The organism is Deltaproteobacteria bacterium (genome assembly GCA_009930495.1).
In the GTDB taxonomy this organism is placed as follows: domain Bacteria; phylum Desulfobacterota; class Desulfovibrionia; order Desulfovibrionales; family Desulfomicrobiaceae; genus Desulfomicrobium.
Genome location: RZYB01000174.1, coordinates 1 through 5,181, shown reverse-complemented (window position 1 = coordinate 5,181; position 5,181 = coordinate 1). Strand labels below are relative to the sequence as shown.

6 protein-coding genes are annotated in these 5,181 nt (G+C 60.1%); 5 read left to right on the top strand and 1 reads right to left on the bottom strand.

Annotated features, from left to right (window positions below; genetic code table 11):
* A partial coding sequence (locus EOL86_11855) for an amino acid permease (protein NCD26269.1) occupies positions 1-312 on the top strand: 312 nt, incomplete at its 5' end.
* Here the strand turns inward: EOL86_11855 and EOL86_11850 are convergent.
* Entirely contained in the window at positions 278-1,396 is a 1,119-nt protein-coding gene (locus EOL86_11850) for a pyruvate carboxyltransferase (GenBank protein NCD26268.1), read from the bottom strand. The two genes, EOL86_11855 and EOL86_11850, sit on opposite strands and share 35 nt — an antisense overlap.
* Positions 1,397-1,941: 545 nt before the next feature.
* On the opposite strand from EOL86_11850, the gene EOL86_11845 reads away from it, so the two are divergent.
* From EOL86_11845 to EOL86_11830, 4 genes are all read left to right on the top strand, one after another.
* Positions 1,942-2,355, top strand: coding sequence for a nucleoside diphosphate kinase regulator (locus tag EOL86_11845; GenBank protein ID NCD26267.1), 414 nt, complete (start codon positions 1,942-1,944; stop codon positions 2,353-2,355).
* A gap of 70 nt (positions 2,356-2,425) precedes the next feature.
* Positions 2,426-3,493 (top strand): peptidoglycan bridge formation glycyltransferase FemA/FemB family protein, encoded by a 1,068-nt coding sequence (locus tag EOL86_11840; GenBank protein NCD26266.1) that lies wholly within the window; start codon positions 2,426-2,428, stop codon positions 3,491-3,493.
* A gap of 415 nt (positions 3,494-3,908) precedes the next feature.
* Positions 3,909-4,739 carry a nitrogenase iron protein gene (nifH, locus tag EOL86_11835; protein NCD26265.1) on the top strand — a complete coding sequence of 277 codons (831 nt, stop codon included), beginning with the start codon at positions 3,909-3,911 and terminating at the stop codon, positions 4,737-4,739.
* Positions 4,740-4,787: 48 nt separating this feature from the next.
* Entirely contained in the window at positions 4,788-5,135 is a 348-nt protein-coding gene (locus tag EOL86_11830) for a P-II family nitrogen regulator (protein NCD26264.1), read from the top strand.
* Positions 5,136-5,181 lie beyond the last annotated feature (46 nt).

Sequence of the window (5,181 nt, the reverse complement as noted above, 5' to 3'; positions counted from 1 at the left end):
TATTTTTACGGAGCGAACCTGACCCAGCCGTGGTTTGGCTTTTTTTGCTTCGATCCTTCCGAACTGCCCATTGTCACCCTTTATGCCTTTTATCTGCCGATTTTTGTGGTTCTGATGCGTCGGGAACGGGATCTCTCGCTCTTCAAGCGCGTGATCATGCCCTTGCTGGCGATCTGCGGCAGCCTGTTCATGATGTATGCCGCCTGCCTGGCTCATGGCCTGGCCGTGGTGGCGTATTTGATCATTTTTGGGGGTGTGATGGCGGTCGGCGCCTTTTTTATGCGCCGTCATCCAGGCATTCCTGACATTTGAGGAGCGCTTGCACCTCGTCCCCTTTGAGCGGTCTGCCGGAATTGGCGGCCCGCTCGCGGATCGTGTCCACCAGACTGTTCAGCCGGTGCAGGGGCGCGTTGAGTCCCATCTGACCTAGGACGGCCTTGACCGCGCCACGTCCGGCCTTGGCGCCCAGGGCCAGGATGCGGCGCGCGCCGGTTTGCTGTGGATCATAGGGCTCGAACAGGGCCGGGTTTTTTAGAATTCCATCCACGTGCAGGCCGGATTCGGCCGCGAAAATGTCTTCTCCAGCCACGGGCCGGTTGCGGGCCACGGGAATGCGGGCGAGTTCGGCCACCAGATCGCACACTTCGCGCACACCCCGCATGTCATAAATCTCGTAGCCTTGCACCAGCCGCAGGTGTCCGGCCACTTCTTCCAGGGCCGAGATGCCCGACCGTTCCCCGATGCCCAGCACCGAGACATCGGCCCAGTGCGCGCCCGCGGCCAGGGCCGTGATGGCGTTGGCCGTGGCCATGCCGAAATCGTTGTGGCAGTGCACCGCGATTTCCATATCCACCCCGTTTGCAAAAAAACGGACCAGTTCGGCGATGCGCTCCGGAGTCATGACGCCCAGGGTGTCGGCCAGACGGATGCGCGCCGCGCCCAGTTCCTCCGCCATGCGCGCCATGGCCAGGGCAAAGCCCTGATCGGCGCGGGTCACGTCCTCCAGGCCGATGCTGATGCGGCGGATGCCGCAGGAGTGGGCTGTGCCCACGGTCTCGCGCAGCATGAGGGTCAGCCCGGCGCGGTCCGTGCGCAAACGCTCGGCAATGTGTAGATCCGAAACGGGCAACCCGATGCTGACCGTGTCCAGTCCCAGTCCCGCAGCCCTGTACACGTCCACCGGACGGCACGGCGACCAGGCGCTCAGATCGGAGCTCACGCCCCGGCGGCGCAGAGCGGCGATCAGTTCCGCCAGACCGTTCTGCCCGATCCAGCCCACCTCGATTTCTTCCACGCCCATGTCCGCGATCATGCCGGCAATGGCGATCCGCGCTTCGTGTGGCACGTACGTTTCGAACATCTGCGCCCCTTCCCGCAAGGTCGTGTCGATGAGCATAACGCCTCCTGTTTTCGAGAGCTTTGCACGGCCGGTGCCAATGACGCCGGGATGTCGGTATCGCCGCGATCAGCCTGTCCGAAGCCGGCTTTTTCGTGCTGCCCGTGGCGACATTTTTGTCAGCGCATACATTTTTGTCCGTGTCGATTGTCGGAAAGAAAGGTGCTCCGGATTTGTTTCATTTCGCGCTTTTCGCGATTCGGGGTTGCGGGAAGAGAAAGAGGACGCTATAAGTTTGTTTGTTTTGCGGTTGTTCATCCCATGAAGCGTTTCGGCACGGCGGAGCGCTTCATGTTTTTTTGGTCCGTGCGGACCGGAAAGGTATTTTTCCGAGGAGTTGTCATGCGTTTCCACGTTTTGTCCCAGTTTGCCGTCAAGGCTGCCGTGATGCGCTGTCGCGTGGATACCTGATCACGCCCGGAAGATTATCGACATTGATGGGGGCGTGTTTCGGGCACGCCCCCATTTTTTTTGTGGCCGGCCCATCAGGATGTGGGCCTGAGCGCGCTGAATCGTATGCGGCTTCATGCTCCAAGGAGGTACCCATGAGCACAAAACCAAAACTTATCGTCACGTCCCAGGACGCCGAGCGCCTGGAAATTCTTCTGGACTCATTGTCCCCAACAGCTTTTCCGGCCAAGGCCACCCTGGAGGACGAACTCGACCGCGCTGTCCGCGTGGACCCGCGCGCGGTGCCGCCCACGGTGGTGACCATGAATTCCACGGTCCGGTTCGATCTTTTGCCGGCGGGCGGAAGCCGTTGCCTGAAGCTGGTCTATCCGGGTTCGCCCGATGCGGGCGAGGAAACCATTTCCATTCTCGCCCCGGTGGGCAGCGCCCTGTTGGGATTGTCCGAGGGAGATGTCATGGATTGGCCACGCCCTGGCGGCGGCACGCTGCGTCTGGTCATTCGAGAAGTGGTGGACCAGCCGGAGCGGTCCGGCAATTATGAACTCTGACCATCCCGCCGCGCGGCCGCCATGTCGGAATGCCTTTATGCGGCGGTCTAGCGTTTCAAGGAGCAGTACCATGGTGAATCTTGCCTCGAAAACAACGTCGGCGCTTTTGCCCACGGATATCTTGTTTCAGACCCCGTATTGGGCGCGGGTCAAATCGCGTCTGGGTCTTGAGCCCCGCGCCTTTGACATCAGCGTGGCCGGGCCGAAAGGGGACGTGCTGGTTCTCTTGCGGCCCTTTGGGGAGAAAAAAATGGCCATCGTGCCGCAGGGGCCGGAGCATGCGCCGGATCAGGAGGCATACGGCGTTTTCATCGAGAATTTTTCCCTGGCCCTGGGGTGCTGCCTGGGGCCGGACGTGGCCTTCATCCGGTACGATCTGCCCTGGAAATCCCCGTATTCGGACGAGATACGCGCCGGGGAGAGGACAACGTTCCCCGAGGCCCGGTTGCGTGAGATGCGCATGAACATGGGTACCCGGCTTTGGAACATCCGCAAGACCTTCGAGGATTTGACCGTGGCCAGTTCCCTGGTGGTGGATATTGGCGGCAGCGAGGATGAAATTCTGGCCCGCATGAAACCCAAGACCCGCTATAATATCGGCCTGGCCCAGCGCAAAGGCGTCAGTGTGCGCGTCGTGGGTCGGGAGAGTCTGCCCGAATTTCACGCCCTGTACCGCCAAACCGCCTCGCGCAACGGCTTCGCGCCCTGTGACTTCGCGGCCTTCGCGGCCTTGTTTCCGGAGGCGGTACAGGGCCGGGCCGGGTCGGAGCTGCTGTTCTTGCTGGCCAGTCATGGCCGGGATGTCTTGGCCGGAGCCATTGTCGGCCTTTCCGGCAAAAAGGCCAATTTTCTGTATGGCGCGTCTTCGTCCATGAAGCGTCACTGCATGGCCCCAAGCCTCATGCATTGGACCGCCATGCGCCACGCCCGCGCGCATGGCTGCCTGGAATACGAGATGGGCGCTGTTTCACCCGGCGTGGACCCGGCGCATCCGTTTTTCGGGTTGTATCGCTTCAAGACCGGCTTCGGCGGACGGATCGAATACCGTGGCGGTTCCTGGGATTTTCCCCTGGATCACGCCGCTTACGAAGCCTTCCGCACGGCCGAGAGCCTGCATCGGGGGCGTCCGGACAACTGATTCTCTTCCGGCCGGGACGTTTTCGCGCAGAGAGGCCTCCGTTTCGTCTATCGCCGTGGTCAGGCGCGTTCCCTTTTTGGGGACGCGCCTTTTTTTGCGCCGTGTTTCGCTTTCCCGCGTCGCGCCTTCCTCGCGCCCTGTCGCCAAGATGGCCTTCTCGCGGAGGCTTCGCGGCGACGCTCCTTTGTCTGGAATCTGTCGCGGTCCGGCCAGGACAGGCACCGACACTTTTGTCCGCTGCTTCATTTTTGTGTTTGTCGATTGTGGGCAACGCGCTGCGCCAACTCGGACTGAATCTTTGTAAATCTTGTACAATCAGTATGTTATGTTGTTTGTCTGTTTTGGCACGGCCGTTGCCCTAGGCAGAGTCAGGCACGCAACGCACGCCACAACTCTCACATCAAGGAGCACAATCATGAGGAAGATCGCAATTTACGGCAAAGGCGGCATCGGCAAGTCCACCACCACGCAGAATACCGTCGCCGGGCTGGCCGAGATGGGCAAGCAGGTCATGGTTGTCGGCTGCGACCCCAAGGCCGACTCCACCCGTTTGCTGCTGGGCGGCCTGGCCCAGAAGTCCGTTCTGGATACCCTGCGCGACGAAGGCGAGGACGTGGATTTGTCCGATATCCGCAAGGCCGGGTTCAAGGGCACCTGGTGCGTGGAATCCGGCGGACCGGAGCCGGGCGTGGGCTGCGCCGGTCGCGGCATCATCACCTCCATCAACATGCTCGAATCCCTGGGCGCCTACGAGGCGTCCGAAAAGCTCGACTACGCCTTTTACGACGTTCTGGGCGACGTGGTCTGCGGCGGATTCGCCATGCCCATCCGCGACGGCAAGGCCGAGGAAATCTACATTGTCTGTTCCGGCGAGATGATGGCCATGTATGCGGCCAACAACATCTGCAAGGGCATCATGAAATACGCCGAATCCGGCAGTGTTCGCTTGGGCGGATTGATCTGTAATTCCAGAAACGTGGATAATGAAAAAGAGATGATCGAGGAACTGGCCAAGAAAATCGGCACACAGATGATCTATTTCGTGCCCCGCGACAATGACGTGCAGCGCGCGGAAATCAACCGCATGACCGTCATCGAATGGAAGCCGGATGCGCCACAGGCCGATCACTACAGGAATCTGGCCAATAAAATCGATCAGAACGATATGTTCATCAAGCCAAAGCCGTTGCAAATCGAAGAACTTGAGAAGTTGCTCATGGATTTTGGCCTGCTCGAAGCAGTCTAAGAGTTGTCGTTCATCAACATGCACCCGAAAATACAGGAGAGAAAACATATGATCATGGTCAGAGCAATCGTCCGCCCCGAAAAATCCGATGACGTCCTGGCGGCCCTGATGGACGCCGGCTTCCCGGCGGTGACCAAATATTCCGTGGCCGGCCGCGGCAAGCAGCGCGGTATCAAGATTGGGGAAGTGACCTACGACGAGATTCCCAAAACCATGCTCATGAGCGTGGTGGGTGCGGCGGACAAGGATTTTGTCATCAGCGTGATCATGAAGGCCGCCCGCAGCGGCGCCAAGGGCGCGTTTGGCGACGGGAAGATTTTCGTCAGCGATGTCAGTGATGTCTACACCATCAGTTCCGGGATCTGCGACACCGCGTCCGAAGGAGTTGAGCCATGAAAGAAGTGATCGCGGTCATCCGCATGAACATGATGAACAAGACCAA